This window comes from Bacillus testis, assembly GCF_001243895.1.
Classification (GTDB): domain Bacteria; phylum Bacillota; class Bacilli; order Bacillales; family DSM-1321; genus Bacillus_AD; species Bacillus_AD testis.
The window spans coordinates 801390-819446 of sequence record NZ_LN851186.1 but is presented as its reverse complement, the minus strand read 5'-3'; the positions used below and the strand labels follow the sequence as shown (position 1 = coordinate 819446).

The 18057-nt window shown below is 40.7% G+C and carries 12 protein-coding genes; 1 reads left to right on the top strand and 11 read right to left on the bottom strand.

Features of this window, described 5'->3' with window-relative positions:
• The 8 genes from BN1765_RS04490 to BN1765_RS04455 form a co-directional block, all read right to left on the bottom strand.
• The gene (locus tag BN1765_RS04490; RefSeq protein WP_050614041.1) at positions 1–1200 is read right to left on the bottom strand and encodes a saccharopine dehydrogenase family protein; all 1200 of its coding nucleotides are present in this window, start codon (positions 1198–1200) and stop codon (positions 1–3) included.
• Between the two features lie 33 nt (positions 1201–1233).
• Entirely contained in the window at positions 1234–2091 is an 858-nt protein-coding gene (gene speB, locus BN1765_RS04485) for an agmatinase (protein ID WP_050614040.1), read from the bottom strand.
• A complete protein-coding gene (gene speE, locus BN1765_RS04480; RefSeq protein ID WP_050614039.1) occupies positions 2081–2932 on the bottom strand; it encodes a polyamine aminopropyltransferase in 852 nt (283 codons plus the stop codon). Before speE ends, speB begins: the two co-directional genes overlap by 11 nt.
• A gap of 4 nt (positions 2933–2936) precedes the next feature.
• Positions 2937–4409, bottom strand: a complete 1473-nt coding sequence (locus BN1765_RS04475) for an aminotransferase class I/II-fold pyridoxal phosphate-dependent enzyme (protein WP_050614038.1) — start codon at positions 4407–4409, stop codon at positions 2937–2939.
• Positions 4410–5301: 892 nt separating this feature from the next.
• The gene (locus BN1765_RS04470) at positions 5302–6666 is read right to left on the bottom strand and encodes a sugar porter family MFS transporter (RefSeq protein ID WP_050614037.1); all 1365 of its coding nucleotides are present in this window, start codon (positions 6664–6666) and stop codon (positions 5302–5304) included.
• A 154-nt stretch (positions 6667–6820) separates the two neighbouring features.
• Positions 6821–8245, bottom strand: coding sequence for an L-arabinose isomerase (gene araA, locus BN1765_RS04465; protein WP_050614036.1), 1425 nt, complete (start codon positions 8243–8245; stop codon positions 6821–6823).
• A gap of 33 nt (positions 8246–8278) precedes the next feature.
• On the bottom strand, positions 8279–8974 hold the full coding sequence (locus tag BN1765_RS04460) for an L-ribulose-5-phosphate 4-epimerase (RefSeq protein ID WP_050614035.1): 696 nt from the start codon (positions 8972–8974) through the stop codon (positions 8279–8281).
• Positions 8968–10602: a xylulokinase gene (locus BN1765_RS04455; protein WP_050614034.1), complete on the bottom strand. Its 1635-nt coding sequence runs from the start codon at positions 10600–10602 to the stop codon at positions 8968–8970. The genes BN1765_RS04460 and BN1765_RS04455 overlap by 7 nt, the downstream gene beginning before the upstream one ends.
• Positions 10603–10913: 311 nt before the next feature.
• On the opposite strand from BN1765_RS04455, the gene BN1765_RS04450 reads away from it, so the two are divergent.
• On the top strand, positions 10914–12005 hold the full coding sequence (locus tag BN1765_RS04450; RefSeq protein WP_050614033.1) for a GntR family transcriptional regulator: 1092 nt from the start codon (positions 10914–10916) through the stop codon (positions 12003–12005).
• Between the two features lie 675 nt (positions 12006–12680).
• Here the strand turns inward: BN1765_RS04450 and BN1765_RS04445 are convergent.
• From BN1765_RS04445 to BN1765_RS04435, 3 genes are all read right to left on the bottom strand, one after another.
• Complete coding sequence (locus tag BN1765_RS04445; RefSeq protein ID WP_050614032.1) at positions 12681–14342, bottom strand: M4 family metallopeptidase; 1662 nt, start codon at positions 14340–14342, stop codon at positions 12681–12683.
• A 225-nt stretch (positions 14343–14567) separates the two neighbouring features.
• Positions 14568–15548, bottom strand: coding sequence for a tRNA dihydrouridine synthase (locus tag BN1765_RS04440; RefSeq protein WP_050614031.1), 981 nt, complete (start codon positions 15546–15548; stop codon positions 14568–14570).
• A gap of 608 nt (positions 15549–16156) precedes the next feature.
• On the bottom strand, positions 16157–17566 hold the full coding sequence (locus BN1765_RS04435; RefSeq protein ID WP_050614030.1) for a VWA domain-containing protein: 1410 nt from the start codon (positions 17564–17566) through the stop codon (positions 16157–16159).
• Positions 17567–18057 lie beyond the last annotated feature (491 nt).

Sequence of the window (18057 nt, the reverse complement as noted above, 5' to 3'; positions counted from 1 at the left end):
TTAGTCCACTAGCTCCGGATCAAAGCTTTCTTTCCAAGGCAGACCCCATTTGTTTAAAGCATCCATGAATGGATCTGGATCGAATTCCTCAATATTGTAAACGCCCGCTTTATTCCAAGTGCCGTTCATCAGCAACATGGCCCCGATCATCGCAGGGACACCCGTTGTATAGGCAACAGCCTGAGAACCCACTTCCCGGTAACATGCTTCATGGTCGCACACATTGTAAACATAATAAGTTTTATCTTTGCCGTCTTTCTTGCCGCGGAAAATACAGCCGATGTTTGTTTTCCCTTTTGTACGCGGTCCAAGAGAAGAAGGATCAGGCAGAACAGCCTTTAGGAACTGAAGCGGAATAATTTGTTTTCCTTCGAATTCAATTGGTTCGATGGAAGTCATGCCGACATTTTCTAAACATTTCAAATGCGTCAGATAACTTTGGCCGAATGTCATGAAGAAACGGATCCGTTTAATGCCAGGGATATTCAGCGCAAGCGATTCGATTTCCTCATGGTGCAACAGATACATATCCTTTTCGCCAATCTCCGGGAAGTTATAGACCCGTTTGATTTCCATCGGTTCTGTCTCTACCCATTGGCCGTCCTCCCAGTAGCTGCCGTTTGCGGTTACTTCGCGGATGTTGATTTCCGGGTTGAAGTTAGTCGCAAAAGGATAGCCATGGTCACCCGCATTGCAATCAAGAATATCGATGTATTCGATTTCGTCAAAATGGTGTTTAAGTGCGTGTGCAGAAAATACGCCTGTTACGCCCGGGTCGAATCCGCTTCCCAATAGCGCCGTGATCCCTGCTTCTTCAAAGCGTTCACGGTAATCCCATTGCCATTTGTATTCGAATTTTGCTGTGTCTTCCGGTTCATAGTTCGCTGTATCCATATAATTCGTTTTTGTCGCCAAGCAAGCATCCATGATTGTAAGATCCTGGTACGGCAAAGCTAGATTCATGACAATATCAGGTTTAACTTCTTCAATCAATGCGATTAACTCATCGACATTATTCGCATCCACCTGGGCAGTTGTTATTTTTGTCTGCCCACCATCCAATTTTGCTTTGAGTTCATCACATTTGGACTTCGTCCGGCTTGCAATGCAGATTTCCTCAAAGACCTCGCTGTTTTGGCAACATTTGTGGATGGCCACAGATGCCACTCCCCCACAACCGATAATAAGTGCTTTTCCCATATTTCTATCTCCCATCCCTATCTATTTTTATATTTATTTCTTTAATGCTAATAGCAGTTCACGGACCACCTTGCAGGCAGTCGCCGTCGACACGCCGCTCGGATCGTATGTCGGCGATAATTCATTCACGTCGCAGCCGACAATATTCGAACCGTTGCAAACCATCAGAATGGCGTCCAAAAGCTCAGGGAATGTTACCCCTCCTGCTTCCGGCGTTCCCGTTCCCGGAAAGACCGACGGATCGAGCACATCCAGGTCGACGGTCAGATAAACCGGTTGATCGCCGATTAGAGCGACTGTTTCTTCCAAACCGTTGAAATTGAATTTATTTGTGGACACATGGCCCTCAGCGCTCCATTCAAACTCGCTCCGGTCCCCTGAACGGATACCGAACTGATGGATGCGCCCGTCGCCTAAAATATCATGGCATCTGCGGATGACCGAAGCATGTGAAAGCTTTTCACCCAGATACTCTTCACGTAAATCGGTATGCGCATCAAAGTGGATGATGTGCAGGCCAGGGTGTTTTTTCGCCGCAGCCCGGACGGCTCCCAATGTGACAAGATGTTCACCGCCAATCATAAAAGGCAGCTTCCCGTCCTCCAGTACTTTTGCGGCACGCTCTTCAATATCGGCAAGCACCCGCTCAGCATTGCCAAAGCATAATTCCAAGTCCCCGCTGTCAAAAACGGATAGATCCATTAGGTCCTTATCTTGATAGGGGCTGTATGTTTCTAGCCCGAAGGATTCAGAACGGATCGCCTTGGGACCGAAGCGCGTCCCCGGCCGGAATGACGTAGTCCCATCAAAAGGAACGCCGTACAGGACAATATCAGCTTCTTTATACTCTGCCTCGCAGCCAATGAATGTTTCAATATTTTTATTCAACATCGCTAAGCAACTCCTCTACATAAGTCGGCAGGGCAAACGCGCCGGCATGCAGCCTAGTATTGTAATAACGCGTTTTAATCCCCAATTGCATCCATGCCGCAGTGTTCATATCAGACACAGGATGATATTTTTTCGAAGCAAACCCAAACAACCAATGCCCTGATGGATAGGTCGGAATATGGGCCTGATAGACAGAACTGATTGGAAAGCATTCGGCAATCCGCTGATGCGCTCTCTGCATGGCTGCCACATCATCTGCGTAAAACGGGCTTTCATGCTGATTAACCATGATTCCATCCTCGCGAAGCGCCTTATAGCAGCTTCCGTAAAATTCCTTGGTGAATAAACCTTCCCCCGGGCCGAACGGATCAGTCGAATCGACAATGATCAAATCATACTGGTCTTCACATGAGCGGATAAACTTCAAGCCGTCTTCACAGTGGATATGTACCCTAGGATCATCCAAGCGGCAAGCGGTCTGAGGCAGATACGTTTTGCACACTTCAATAACTCGTTCATCGATTTCCACCAGATCAATCTGTTCGATATTCCGGTATGAACTCAGCTCTCTCACGACTCCGCCATCTCCTGCGCCAATCACCAATACGCGGCGCGGATCAGGATGGACAGCCATCGGTACATGGGTAATCATCTCATGATAGATAAACTCGTCCTTTTCCGTCAGCATCATGTAGCCATCCAAAGTCAAAAAGCGCCCGAATTCTTTGGAATCAAAGACATCGATCCGCTGAAATTCACTTTGTTCACTGTATAAATGCCTATCCACTTTTATAGAAAGCTTCACATTGGGCGTGTGCCGTTCACTGAACCATAAGTCCATGCTGTCACACTCCTTTCAGTACATTCAGACGTTCAATTTGAAGATCCTCAGGACCTGTCATCGAACAGCCTTTTTCTTTTGAGTATTGGATATATTCAATAATTTCATTGGTTATTTTCTCCCCTGGCGCCAAAATCGGTATGCCTGGAGGATAGGCCATCACAAACTCACTGCAGACCCGGCCGGCTGTTTCGCGGATCGGCAAGGATTCCTTTTCTGCATAAAAAGCGTGCTGCGGGGTCGTAACCACTTGGGGATCAATATATTCTTGGGTGAACAAGCCTGTTTTATCCTTGCCATGCAGCCTTCTGATTTCAGAAAGCGCACTAATCAGCCGCTCCACATCCCGTTTTCTGTCGCCCACCGATACATATGCAAGAATATTGCCGATATCTCCAAATTCAATCTGGATATCATATTCATCACGCAGCAGGTCATACACTTCAATTCCGGCAAGTCCAATGTCCAATGTATGGACGGAAAGCTTCGTCACATCAAAATCATAAATGCTGTCACCGTTTATCAACTCTTTCGAAAAAGCATAATAACCGCCAAGCTGATTGATTTCACTGCGAACGTATTCTGCCAGTTCCGTTACCTGCGAGAATATGGCCTTCCCATTCAAAGCAAGATTTCTGCGGGAAATATCCAAGCTCGATAACAACAAATAGGAACCGCTCGTCGTTTGTGTCAAATTGACAATTTGCCGGGCATATCCCGCATTCACGGAAGGGCCCATCAAAAGAAAAGAACTCTGCGTCAGGCTGCCGCCTGATTTATGCATGCTCACCGATGCCATGTCGGCTCCTGCAGCCATGGCGGAGATGGGCAGGTTTTCGCCGAAATACAAATGTGTTCCATGCGCCTCGTCAACCAACACGAGCATATGGTGCTTGTGTGCCAGTTGCACAATGCTGCGAAGGTCCGAACAGATGCCATAATAGGTCGGGTTATTCACCAAGATGGCCTTAGCATCCGGATTTTCCACAATCGCTTTTTCAACTTGGCTGATCGACATTCCGAGAGCGATTCCAAGCCGCGAATCAGTTTCCGGATTGACATATACAGGCTCCGCACCACACAGGACAAGAGCATTGATCACACTTCTGTGCACATTCCGGGGAAGAATAATTTTGTCGCCTTTCTTGCAGGCCGTCAGCACCATGCCCTGTACGGCAGATGTGGTGCCGTTCACCATAAAGAAAGCATTCGCCGCACCAAAAGCCTGTGCTGCCAGCTGTTCAGCCTCCTTGATCACCGACACCGGATGGCATAAATTATCCAGAGGCTTCATCGAATTAACGTCTACACCGACGCATTGTTCACCCAAAAATGCAGTCAATTCGGGATTTCCTCTCCCTCGTTTATGGCCGGGTACATCAAACGGAACAATCCGTTTTTTCTTAAACTCTTCCAATGCTTCGTAAATGGGGGCCCGTTCCTGTGAAAGGCGGTACGATATTTCGTTCATTCTCATTAGACCTTCCTTCCGCTGATGATTTCAAACATTTTACGACGCAGACTAAGAACACTGTTCAACCTGATCTGCAACAGCAGGAAGAACTTCCTTGTTAAACAGATTATTTAAAGTACTATCTTTTCACATGGCTTTTTTTATTCACTGCCGATGCCACGCCGCTATCTTGGATGATTAAATTTTCTTTAATTACGATATTTACAGAATTATTCGCAGATTAAATTATTCTGCGAAAACCCTTTTTGTGGGCCGGCCTCCTATGTGCCATGCCAGTTAGACAAATAAAAAAAGCAAGTAATAGTGCTTAATCGCACATCACTTGCTTTTCAGGAGATATTAATCATATTAAACACATATGTTTTAACAACACACATGTATAGCTTTTATCACAAAAGCCCATAAGGATCATGCAACGAAAGCTTATTAATATTCAAAATATACCATCATAGGATCAGAGTCTATATAGCAAATAAATACTTTTACCACTCTTATTGACCGTTTCACAAGTTTTGTACGTCTATTGCACGCACCGGTTGTAAAGTAACCAACTTATAAAATTTGAGCTTCTAACTCAATCAATAAGGCAACTAAAGTTGCCAATCGGCATTTGACCCGGCTGTCCGTATGGCCTTAACTCCCTGAAGAAGTGGTCAAAAATTATCTGCTTGGAAAGACTCTTATACTTTGAAATCTGCTTTCCAAAAATAACAATGAAATCATAATAACACCTATAAATGGAATTTACAATATTTATTGCCATATTTTTTTTTACAATGGTATGGTTTGTAACTAATAAAAGCCAATTGTAGCAGGGATTTTACGTCTATACATAATCCATCTAAAAAGTTCCTTCACTTTTGAATACTCTATTCAAAAGATCAATTAAATGTCATTAGGCTTCAGCTGTCTCAACTGATTTTTGAGAACGAGCTGCCATTTCTGTTTCGATTTGTTCTAGACTACGCCCTTTGGTTTCTACTACTACAAAACGTACGAAGAATAATCCTAGAATACAAATAATACCGAATGTTGAGAATATGAATCCAAAGCTAAACTTATCAGCAAGAATAGGGAAAATAAGCCCAACGGCAAGCGAACCTGTCCAGTTGAATGCGGATGAAATCCCTGCGCCGATTCCGCGTACAGCAAGCGGGAAAATTTCTCCAACGATAATCCAGGTAAGTGGTGCCCAAGAAAACGCATAGCAAAGGATGAAACAGCAAAGCGAGATTAACGTTACCCAATTGAGTACCCCTTCATCAATATTTAACGCTCCTAGAATTGCTGGCGCAAAGAATGAAAGAGCCATACCTATGCCACCTACAGTAAGGATCGTACGGCGGTTATATTTATCAACAAATTGCAAAAAGATAATGGTTGTCACCACGAAGATCACACCGACAATGACTGTAAATCCAGCAGCTACATGCGGTGATAAACCAACTTTGCGCGCAATACTTGTGGCATAATAAACGATGGAATTTGCACCTTGAATTTGTTGGAAGGTAGCCATCCCAACCCCGATAATTAAAGCCATGCGAAATTTCTTATGGAATAATTGACCAATACCTGATTCTTCACGTGCGGCAACATCTGTAATCTCTGAAATTTCAGCATCTACTTCACCTTTTGAATGGCGAAGAGAAGTTAATACATCACGGGCTTTACCTGCCATACCATTCTTAATCAAATAACGAGGAGATTCAGGAAGCTTTAGCATACCGATGTATAATACGATGGCAAAAATACTAGCACTGCCGAGCATTAATCGCCAGCTATTGGGAATTGGCTCAAAAATGAAAGCCACGATATAACTTAATAACATTCCACTTACGATCATTAATTGATTCAAACCTGACAGTTTCCCGCGAATATTTGCTGGTGCTATTTCTGACATGTATGCAGGAACTAAAGAAGAAGCTGTACCGACTGCTATTCCTAGAAAGACACGAGCAATAGTCAAAGTAATTTTATCCGGTGCAACCGCTGAGCCGAGCGCTCCCAAAAAAAATATAAGAGATGAAATCAAGATTAACTTTCTACGGCCAAACTTATCCCCTAATAGACCACTTAAAATTGACCCAATAATCGCTCCACCCATTAAAGAAGATACAACGATTCCTAACCATAAAGGACTCAAATTAAAGTCGTGCTGGATATGCCCTTCGGCACCAGCAATAATTCCAATATCATAACCAAATAGAATACCAGCAAATGAACCAAAGAAGAAGATAAATTTACTTGATACTTTACTCATGACCATATTTCCCCCTTCACTTTGTCCGAGTTTCCCTATTACTTACATATTTTTAAACGCTTTCATTTTTAGTAGTTATCTTTTCCAAATTCAACTTCTAGATTGCCTATATTGTCTCCGAAGGGAGAAAAGTCCATTCGGAGACTAGAAACAATTACTTAATCACTATATATTCCAAGTCAACAAGCTTCGCATAGGATACAATTTGGTCTGTTGTTATATTCAATGAAACAACTGTATGATGACCGCCACCATTCTCAATCCAAGCTTTAACCCCATCTTGGAAATTCGGCTTAATATTCCAAAGCACTCGGGCCACTGGAAGTTTTGGCGCTGGAGTAGTTGGCTCAAATGCTGAAACTTCATTGATCAATAGTTTATAATGTGTACCAAAGTCAGCCATTGAAACAACTACACCATCTCCTGCTTTACCGTCAAACACTAAACGTGCTGGATCTTCACGATCACCAATACCTAATGGAGAAACAATAATTCTTGGTTTATTCATTGCTAAAGTTGGATCTACTTCGAGCATATGCGATTGAAGGACAGATTCGTGGCCAACAGCTAATTCATATGTGTAATCTTCCATAAAGCCAGTTGCTTGGTTATGGCTCATTACTTTAAGTAAGCGATCAAGCGCTGCAGTCTTCCAATCTCCTTCACCCGCAAAGCCATATCCTTGTGCCATTAAACGTTGAACTGCAAGACCCGGCAGCTGTTTCATACCATATAAATCTTCGAAATTAGTTGTGAAGGCATTGTAACCCCCTTCATCAAGGAAACGTTTAATGGCGATTTCATAGCTTGCTTGCACTCTTACGCTAGCTTCCCAATCTTCCTTACTGTATGTACCATAATCAAAGTCATAAAGTTCCGTATATTCAGTGAATAAATCGTCAATTTCTTCCTCTTTGACAGCATTCACATATCGAACAAGGTCTCCTATGCCAAAATAGTCAACTGTCCATCCAAATTGAATCTGTGCTTCAATCTTATCCCCTTCAGTAACTCCAACATTTCGCATATTGTCACCGAAACGAGCCACTTTAATATTAAAGCTTTCGTTATAAGCAACCGCTACGTCCATCCATTCTGCGATTTGCTGTTGCACTTCAGCACGTTGCCAGTACCCTACTACAACTTTATTCTGTTTGTTCAACCGAGCATTAATGAACCCATATTCACGGTCACCATGAGCTGATTGGTTTAGGTTCATAAAGTCCATATCAATCGTTTCCCAAGGAATACTTTCATTAAATTGTGTTGCTAAATGAAGTAATGGTTTTTGTAGTAACTTTGTTCCGCGGATCCACATTTTCGCAGGCGAGAAAGTGTGCATCCAAGTGATAACACCAGCAACTTCATCACGATAATTGACTTCTTTCATGATACGTGTAATTTTATCTGCACTAACAGCTAAATCTTGCAATACAAGTGGGTATGGCAAGATGCCGCTTTCATTTAATGCATCGGTCATCATTTGTGCATGTGCTTTAACTTCTGCCAATGTTTCTTCTCCATAAAGATGCTGTGAACCTACGACAAACCAAAATTCTTTTGTTCCTGTTGTTGACATAATGATCCTCTTTTCTTAGTTTGATAGTTTCTATTATTTTTGCCCATAATAGGCATGCTCGCCATGTTTTCGTAGATAGTGTTTATCTAAAATACGTTGTGGTAATTCTTCAGCAAAATGATTTAATTCTCGTGTGAATAAATTCATCCTCGAAATTTCTTCTAACACCACACTATTCATTACCGCTGATTTTACATCTTTGCCCCAAGTAAATGGACCGTGGCCATGAAGCAAGACACCAGGAACTGCTAGAACATCTAACCCCCGCTCTTCAAATGTTTCAATGATGACTTTGCCAGTTTCCACTTCGTAACCACGATTGATTTCCTCTTGTGTCAAGAAACGGGCACATGGGATTGAGCCATAGAATGTGTCAGCGTGAGTGGTCCCCATCGCTGGAACATCCAGACCTGCTTGAGCCCAAATTGTTGCCCAAGTTGAATGAGTGTGCACAATTCCACCGATTTCTGGGTAATGGCTATACATTACTGCGTGTGTAGGTGTGTCTGATGAAGGGTTAAACTCTCCTTCAACAACATTGCCCTCTAAATCAACAACCACCATATCACTTGCTTTCATCGTTTTATAATCAACACCGCTAGGTTTGATAACAAAAAGACCACTTTCACGATCAATAGCACTCGCATTGCCCCATGTGTATTTTACGAGGCCCTGTCTAGGCAACTCTAAATTCGCTTGAAATACTTCTTCTTTCAGCTTTTCTAACACGTCAATCCCTCCAATTTCCCACTAACTAAATGATCTACAGCTGCCCTCTCAATTCTTAAACCGTTTTTGTATCTCTCAATAAATTCTTCAAATCCTTTAACATCAAATCTATCCGGGTAAATTTCTTGCCCATCAACCTCTTTAAAGACTTTTTCATCAAGAAATTCTTCCAAGCTTTCTCTGTAATCTTTGTTTATCATGTAAGAAGCAAGAAGCGAAATTCCCCATGCACCGCCTTCCCCAGCTGTTGCCATAACTGAAACCGGAGCATCTATTGCAGCCGCAAGAATTTTTTGACCAACAACAGGAGTTTTAAATAAACCACCGTGAGCTAAAATGCGATCAATTGTGGCATTTTCATTCTTAGTCAAAATATCCATTCCAATTTTCAAAGCACTAAAAGCAGAAAAAAGATGTGCCCGCATAAAGTTTGGTAAATTAAATTTACTATCAGGAAATCGGACAAATAGCGGTCTACCTTTCTCTAATCCTGTGATATTTTCACCAGAGAAATAACCGTAGCTTAGCAAACCACCACCATCTGGTTCAGCTTCCAAAGCTTTATTCAACATCACTTCGAATAATTTGCTCGTTTCAATCTTTTGTCCCACTGCCTCAGAAAATTCACGGAACAAGCCAAGCCAAGCATTTATATCACTTGAACAGTTATTAGCATGGACCATTGCAACTGGACTACCATTTGGTGTAGTTACCAAATCAATTTCTGGATACACTTTCGAAAGTTCTTTCTCTAAAACAATCATGGCAAAAACGGAAGTTCCTACTGAGACGTTTCCAGTACGTTTCCTTACACTATTCGTAGCAACCATTCCTGTTCCAGCATCACCTTCTGGCGGGCAAAATGGAATTCCTGGTTGTAAATTTTGTGATCTATCAAGAATTTTTGCGCCAATAGCGGTTAACTCGCCTGCTTGCTCTCCTGAAATATAGACTTTTGGGAGAATATCTTTTAACTTCCAAGGATAATCTTTGTTTGCAATTAGAGCATCAAACTGCTTGACCATGGATTCATCATAATTTTGCGTTGTTTCATCAATCGGAAACATACCTGAAGCATCTCCAATGCCAATTGCTTTATTACCAGTCAGCAGCCAGTGAATATATCCGGCTAAAGTAGTTATAAAATCGATGCGTCGGACATGTTTCTCTCCGTTTAATATTGCTTGATACAAATGAGCAATACTCCAGCGTTCAGGAATGTTAAATTCTAATTTATCCGTCAATTCTTTTGCTGCTATACTGGTTGTTGCATTACGCCAAGTCCGAAATGGTACAAGTAGCTCACCAGTTTTATCAAAAGCCATATATCCGTGCATCATGGCAGAAAATCCAATAGAACCAATTGTCCGGATGGTGATCCCATAATTTCGTTCAACTTCTTGCTTCATTTCACTATAAGCTGATTGAAGACCAGTGATAATATCCACTAAGTTGTACGTCCAAAATCCATCTTCTAAGCGGTTTTCCCACTCATAACTTCCAGATGCAATTGTTTCAAAACTAGTATCAATTAATACAGCCTTGATACGAGTAGATCCAAATTCAATTCCAAGTGAAGTTTCTCCCTTAGTAATTGCTTCTTTAATATTTAATCCATTCGTTTTCACATAAATCCCCCTTCTGATAGCGTTTTCAACAGTTACAATCAAATGGAGACGCTTTCTTTAATAACAACCCCATTATATTTTTTGTACGTACATTTGTCAAACTTAATAAAATAAGTACTAACAAATCACGAGTTGATTCAATCAATTCAACAAAAATACTTAGGGAAAATAGTCATTATTTGTACTATTTTATGGAATTGAGGTAAACTAGTCTAATCTATATACATTCAAATTAAAATATGTACATACAAATATTCAGAGTAAGTATAATTGAAGAGAAGAACAACTTTGAAGGAAGTGATTAAGCAATAATGAAACCAAAGTATCAGGTCATCATTGATGATATAAAAAGCAAAATTCTTTCAGGAGACTATAGTGTAGGCGAACAAATCCCCACTGAATCCGCTCTGCAAGAAAAGTACAAGGTTAGCAGACAAACTGTTCGAAAGGCCATTTTAGAACTCTCGAATGAAGGGTTCTTAAGAAGTGAAAAAGGATCTGGCACTTATGTCAGCAACCAATATCAATCAAAATCCGGAAATCATTCAAAAAATAGAACAATCGGTGTAATCACAACCTATATTTCTGATTATATTTTCCCGTCCATTATCCGCGGAATTGAAGGAAGATTAAATGAAGATAATTATTCGTTATTATTAGCTAGTACCAATAATGATGTCGAACAAGAAAAAAGAGCTTTAGAAATGATGTTGTCATTTGGCGTAGATGGTTTGATTGTTGAACCTACAAAGAGCAATCTTTACAATCCAAATATTGCTTACTACTTGTCGTTCAAGGAACAGGACGTGCCCTTCATCATGATCAATGCATATTATGAAGAATTAAGCGTCCCCTTCCTTTGTCTCGATGATGTGCGATCTAGCTATCTCGCAACTAAAGAATTGATTTCAAAAGGACACACACAAATTGGACTTATTTCAAAAACGGATGATTTACAAGGAAAGTATCGAATGAAGGGTTATATAAAAGCGCTCGGCGAAGCCAAATTAAGATTTCGTCCAGAGCACGTTCTTTCATTTAACACAGAGACGAAGCAGGACCTATCTACTAATTTAAAGAAGTTCCTAAGTGAAAATATAGACGAATTGACCTCAATTGTTTGCTATAACGACGAAGTAGGTTTCGAAGTAGCCAATGTATGTAGACAACTTGATATTTCCATTCCCGAACAACTATCCATTATCGGCCAGGACAATTCTTATATCGCCCAAAATGCGAATATAAAACTAACAACATTAACACACCCACAAGAACAAATGGGACGTGATGCAGCTGATTGGGTCATAAAGAAATTACAAGGAAAGAAGGATTTACCCAACGAAACCTATTATCAACCCGTTTTAATCGAAGGCGAAACTGTAAAAGAATTAGAAGCAGAATAAAGATTGGTGGAGTCCATTCTTTCAGCTGATTCATCAAGATTAGATAGAAAATCTTTTGAAGAAACTCTATGAGATGAATGCAATTTCATTATTATGCTTGGAATATTGATCCGTAATTCACTATCCTAAAAAATGACTGCTGAGGCCTCAGCAGTCATTTACCCTTTAAACATTTTTCTGATTATGTATTTATCTATTTAATCTCCATCCCGATGTTTTCCAAAGGGCTGTTGTATCAGGAACATTACATATTTGATTTCATTTTCATCCGAAATACCAAACTCTACGTCACCATTGCTCCATCTACCAAGATTAGTTATATCCTTACATATTCCTTGTGGGTCATGTATTTTATCAAAAGCCAGCCATATGAAGGCTTAAACGAAGTCTACTCTTCTGAGGAACAACATCTACAAAATTGGTTGTTGTTTTATATGCAATGTAAAGTTTTTAAATTCTTCTCTTACTGCTGTCAAGATTACAAATTCTTGTTCTTAATTTCTCAAAGAAATCACTGGAAATCAGGTAAATCGAGGACTTTTATTTCCTATTTAATATTCCACACTCCTTTTAAAACCATAAAAAAACCCCTCAAACTCATCGTCTAAGGGATTCCAAAAAGACATTTTATTATTAAAATAACATCAACTCAAAGTTTTTCTCTAGTCCTCTTCATTAATAGATTCCCACCGCATCAAAACCAGAGTGAACGGCCTCTTCTTCTTCGCTGCCTTCACCATAAAGGTCAATTGCAGACTGAACAATCGCGTTTCGCGCATCGCTAAAATCGGAATTCGAAGTTAAATAAACAGTTAAGGCACGATAGTAGATTTTACCTAGTTTTTCTCTTCCAAGTTCTTGTCCGATCAAGTATGCAGCATGGTTTGTAATGGATGAATTAACATGGACTCCGCCCCCATCTACCGAAGTTGGCATATGATAAAACTCGTCCATATGGTCTGGGTAGACACCGCCATTTGTACTATACGCTCTTCTCTGTTCATTGCTGACGACAACACTGTTTGGATTACTCAAGCTGCGCAACACAGTCACACCTTCAGCTTTAGCAGCTGGTGCCATGATATCCTCACCCATTTCCCAGTTACGATCGTCAATAAGTACACCAAATACGTCAGCAAAAGATTCATTTAATGCCCCAGATTGATTTCGGTAAACTAAGTTTGCCGAATGAGTAATGACACCATGCGTCATCTCGTGCGCAGCTACATCAAGGCCAGCTGATAGAGAGATCATAAACTCACCATCCCCATCACCATAGGTCATCCACCGTCCATTCCAAGAAGCATTATTATAGTTGTTGCCATAGTGGACTTTAGAAATGATCGCCATCCCATTGCCATCAAGTGAATTGCGGCCATGTTCCTTTAGAAAATACTCATACACCTTTTCAGAATTATAATGCGCATCGACAGCAGCCCGATCATACTCTTTTATAAAAGCAGCTGAATGCCCAACATAAAGGGTGTCATTGCTGGAAATGTTATCGTTTTTTGCATCATACGTTTCGATCCCGCCAAGATTAGCATGGGAGTAGTCCGCTAACGAAAAATTAGTTCCAGCATTCTTTTCTTTCACTCGGGTAATATGCAATTCCCTCCGTTCCCCATGGACACCAATTCCTGTTCCTTTTTGTGTTTTCATTTCATCGGCATGCATTAAACCATTATACTGATCAATAACCTCACCCGTTTTTGCATCCACAAAGACAAACCAGTTTCCAGGCTCATCTCCCATGAAGTTGACATTTACTTTATAAGCTGTATGATTTTCTCCCGCAAAAGGATAGACAACCAGCTCAGCCGTCGGTTCGTATGTAAGCTCTTCGGGGGCTTTCACAGAAGACAGAGCTGCTTTTAGTGCAGCTTTACTGCTTATAGAGGCTTCTGTGTTCACTTTAGAGTCGGCAAGCGTCTGGTTCAACCTTCCGTTCACGGATACCACTTCATTATCCTTATTGAAGTGGACGATAATGTCGGATCCTTCAACTTCTACTTCGTTTACTGATTGAATGAAACGGACATGGGTCATGCCTAAATCATCTTTTTGCACATCTTTTACCTTCAAGTGTTTCTCTGGATTACTAATTCCCGTTTTCTCCTGGTGATTTTTCAAATACTTGACTGCCTCGGAAGGTGTACTAGAAGCGTATTTCTCAGTGAACCGCTCCTTCACGAACACCGGAACACTCGCTCTCTCATTCCAATTCTTGCTTACTGCACTTGAATGAACTGGCTGTGCAAAAACACTTCCAACCGGAGCAGAACCTACCAACATAGCAGACGAAAGAATAATAGGCACTATTAATTTTTTCTTCAATACTTTCCCTCCCACTAGACTATTTTTATTCATTATAGAATAGAGGGAAGGCAGTAACATGAATAATTAGAATTATTTGAATAATAAAATAATAGATAATTAATCCTAAATAATGGAAAAACCCTTAGATATGCGAAATTTTCGCAAGTTCCAAGGGTTCATTTTAATTTTAGCATTCATTTTGACAGACACTCTACATTTGTTGATTGTGACTAAAGAACACTCCTACTGTTTCTCCATCCCATTAAGAGACTCAAAGTGATCGAGCAATGCACGCACTTCATTTGTTGACTTGGTATTCATCAATTGATTTCTTAATCCACTTGCCCCTCGAAATCCTTTGACATAGATCTTAAAAAAGCGATGAAGAGCTGTAAAAGGACGCGTCTCTAATTCCTTTGAATATTTATCATATAAATCCAAATGCAATCTTAAGAGACCCAGCAGCTCCTTGCTATCATGCTCTTTTGGCTCCTTTTCAAAGGCAAATGGATTATGAAAAATGCCTCGCCCAATCATAATTCCATCAATACCGTATTGGTGAGCGAGCTTCAAGCCAGTTTGATGGTCAGGAATATCCCCATTGATCGTTAAAAGTGTATCCGGCGCCACCTCGTCACGCAGTTTCTTAATCTCGGGAATAAGCTCCCAGTGAGCATCTACCTGGCTCATTTCCTTTCTTGTACGCAAATGAATAGAAAGATTCGCAATGTCTTGTTTCAATATATGTGTAAGCCATTCGCGCCATTCGCCTACCTCCGTGTAACCAAGCCTTGTCTTCACACTTACAGGCAATCCCCCTGCTTTAGCTGCTTGGATTAACTCTGCTGCCACTTCGGGACGAAGGATCAGGCCGCTTCCCTTTCCATCCCCTGCCACATTAGGGACAGGACATCCCATATTAATATCAATCCCTTTAAATCCTTGCTTCGCCATACCAATACTCATTTGCCGGAATTTTTCAGGCTTATCCCCCCATATATGGGCTACTATTGGTTGTTCATCCTCTGTAAAAGTCAAACGTCCACGCACACTTTGCTTCCCCTCAGGATGGCAATAGCTCTCCGAGTTTGTAAACTCTGTGAAAAACACATCAGGTCTGGCCGCTGCACTCACTACATGACGAAAAACAACATCCGTCACTTCTTCCATTGGAGCCAGTATAAAAAAAGGCCGTGGCAAATTGCGCCAAAAATTATCTAACATACACTACTTCAAATCCTCTCATAATGGGATCAGACCAAATCTTATCTTTATTATCCCAACATTATAAAGCATAATGCTCTTTTACACTTATAGCATGCTTGGCCACTTTTTATCAAACTATATAAGTTTTGGTGTGCTCATTACATCCGAGTTTAAGTGTCTCCACCCAATTCTCTCAAAAAAGTATTGCAAGATATTGAATGGTAGTGTTTTGACCAAGAATCCCATAGCCAAAAAGCTTGGCCTTGGCCATATAAGCTAGCATGCCCACCTCTCCATGTAAAGTTGTCGTATTATTTTCTCTTTACCATATACTCCGTGCAAAAACAGCACCCGGCCAAGTAATATTTCCACATTGCCTTAACAGCATGATTTTTGAAAGCCCAAAGCATAACAGCAATTAGCAAACCAATAATTAACCAGTTCAACAAAAGAACTGTAAGAAACATCTTAAGCGATTCAAAGAGACATTTTTGATAAAGATACCTATACCGCACGAAACATAAAAAAGGCAGTGCCCCCTTATCCGAGGGCTGGCTGCCTTATTTCAAAATATGTGTGATGTCATTTTCTAAATATCAGATGTTGTTTTTAAACCAGAACACACATCAACTATTGTTATACTGTTTTTTCTTTTCTTTGCCTTTTTCTTCAATTTCCTTTTTAACGCGTTTACTCTCATCTTCGAGCTGTTCAATCAATCCGCGTACGTCTTCTTTGCTATAATCTTCGAGGATCTCTCTGCGTTGTTTTATCAGACTTCTGACTTCATCACTCGTTTCCGAAGATATTTGTTCATGGTTACGAAGATAGTAGACAGCTTTCGATAATCTGTTCTGTTCCTCATAGAACAAATTTGTAAAATCACTTTTTTGTTTATACAATTCGTTAAGCTTATCGGAAGACTCGCCTGCTACTTGATTATAATTTTCTGCACTCCATCTGCTCCATTCATTGTATAAACGAACTCGTTCTTTTTCCCAAATGTTATTGAATTGTTCAGCTGTGTTGACTGTTTTAAATGAACCGCCGCCCGCCTCGGCAACGGCTAATAGTTGTTTTTGGCCTTTATTGTCTACATCAAAACCAATGATGTTTACAACTGCCTTAATATTGGAATCATGGAGTTCCTTTGCAGCTTTTACCGGATCTCCATCACAGGTTTCGATGCCGTCGCTGACAACATAAATGATGTTCTCTCCACTACCTCCCATTTTCTCAAAATCCTTTTTGGTTTCATTAATGGCTTTGGCAATCGGAGTCCATCCTGTAGGTTTAAATGTATTCAGGCTACCCTTAAAATTAGCTTCATTATACGGCTTTAAGTCATAGATTAGCTCCGTGCTATCACAAGAAAGCTTCTTATCACTGTCATTATTGCTTCCTTTGTGGCCATAAACACGTAAAGACACGTTGATCCCCTCTGGCATGGAAGATAAAAAAGTTTGGATAGCTGCCTTCGCTGTCTCCATTTTTGTCTTGCTGCCTACTTTTGCCGCCATGCTTCCGCTTGCATCCAATAGGATGGCAATATTCTTTTGCCCGCCTTCTGTAGCTGACTGGCCAACTTTCGCTCCTTCTGGTGTTTCTGTCAGTGCTGTTTCAATGGTTGGATTGAATTCCTCAAAAAATCTCACAAATTCTTTGTATGTCGGACCTTCATTTAAGATGCTTAACAAATAGTTATATACTTGGAAACTATCTTTGTCTTGGAAACTTTTCGCATCCAGATTTCGGTTTACAACCGGCTCGTTGTATCGGTTCCCGGCGTATTTGCCCCCTTCTTCTGCGGTAATTTCCTCAATCGTTAAAGCCACCTTCATATCCTCTGCATTTTCTTGTTCATCAGCTTGATGATCCATCTTTTTTGCTTCTGTCTTTGATTCTGTCTTTGATTCTTCTTTGGATTCTGCCTTTCCCGCTGTTTTTTCACCCTTTGATTCTTCAGAACCGCATGCTGCCAATAACAGGCATAACCACATGGCCACAAAAAATAATATGCTTTTTCTTTGAACCATAGCAAACATCCCTTCTATGCCGCAATAAGGCCTAAAATATATAGTGCTTTTATTCTTTATTCTACATTTTATGGAAATTATATCCAACAACAAAGCATTATCCTCTGAAAAACAGTACATTTTCCTTAGTTTTTAGTAAAATTTCTTCAAGACTTTTAATCATACTAAGTCTCTATATTCCTTTAAATGATGCGGAAGTTACATCTTAACGGAGATACATTAATAGAAGGGTTACAACCAAAGGTGGCGAATGCTCTATTGGTTTGAGTGAAAATTGCTTTCACACCGAAGACACATCTAAATGCCTTGTAAGAAATATAAAAAGGCAGCACCCCCTATTATTCAGAGGGCTCTGCCTTATTACAATACAATGTGTGCCACACACTCACCATATGTGGGTGTAATTGACAACATACTGGGTGCTGGTGGGTTCAAGGATTAGTTACAGCTACAATTTGCGGGGACACTTAATATGAGGTAAGCGGCCTTAG